The sequence below is a fragment of the Massilia mucilaginosa genome (assembly GCF_011682145.1).
Lineage (GTDB): Bacteria > Pseudomonadota > Gammaproteobacteria > Burkholderiales > Burkholderiaceae_D > Telluria_A > Telluria_A mucilaginosa.
On record NZ_WHJH01000407.1, the window covers coordinates 1 to 219 of the forward strand.

Annotated in this window: 1 protein-coding gene; it reads left to right on the plus strand. The window is 59.4% G+C overall.

Features of this window, described 5'->3' with window-relative positions; translation table 11 throughout:
- The coding region (locus F2P45_RS37595) for a transposase (RefSeq protein ID WP_187367284.1) at window positions 1–219 on the plus strand (219 nt) is incomplete at both ends.

Sequence of the window (219 nt, forward strand, 5' to 3'; positions counted from 1 at the left end):
CGCAATCGCAAGACGTGGCGCCAAACGCGGTGCGTCTGTTCGATGAATTTACTTACAAGGCGCGCTCGTGGCCGAGGGCCTGGCGCGTGCTGCTCAAGGCCGAGGTCATGGCGCTTGGCGAGAACACGCGCTTCATCGTGACCTCGCTGCCAGGACTCGATGCCGGCATGTTGTACGAAGATATTTATTGCGCGCGCGGTCAGGCCGAAAATTACATCA